The following is a 445-nucleotide window of genomic DNA, read 5'->3' on the forward strand; positions in this document are numbered from 1 at the left end:
ATCGGGAAGGATCGCCACCTTCTGGTCCTCAAGCCGGAACCTCCAGGGCTGCGTGTTGTGCCCATTGGCGGCGAGCGTCGCCATCCGCACAAGCTCTTCGATGCGGGGAGTTTCGGTGAGAAGCCGCCGCTGTCGCTCCACCTCCTCGCGATAGCCGTCCATGCGTGGCCAGAGGCTGAATCCCGCTGCACCCATGGCGGCAAGCGAGACGCCGGTTCCGATGGCCGTTCTGCGTGAAATGAGTGCCATTTTGCGGGATCTCGGGTTGACAGCTTCGTCTGACATGGCGGTCTTCAGGCCGCTCCGCCTTGATCGCGCGCAAATGGGAGGCTGAATCTACGGTTTCTCTCGAAGCCGACAGTTCGGGTTTGAGTATGGTCGTAGAACCATATCGGCACGCATCGCGAGACAGGAATGGCTGCACAGGTGGCGGGGATCGCGTGGC

Annotated in this window: 1 protein-coding gene; it reads right to left on the bottom strand. The window is 62.0% G+C overall.

Going from position 1 to position 445, the window contains the following annotated elements:
• On the bottom strand, nucleotides 1-285 hold a 285-nt coding region (locus tag ACLD7X_RS18985; protein ID WP_411425233.1), incomplete at its 3' end, for a hypothetical protein.
• Nucleotides 286-445: the final 160 nt, after the last annotated feature.

This window comes from Aphanothece microscopica RSMan92, assembly GCF_046613545.2.
Lineage (GTDB): Bacteria > Cyanobacteriota > Cyanobacteriia > PCC-6307 > Cyanobiaceae > NIES-981.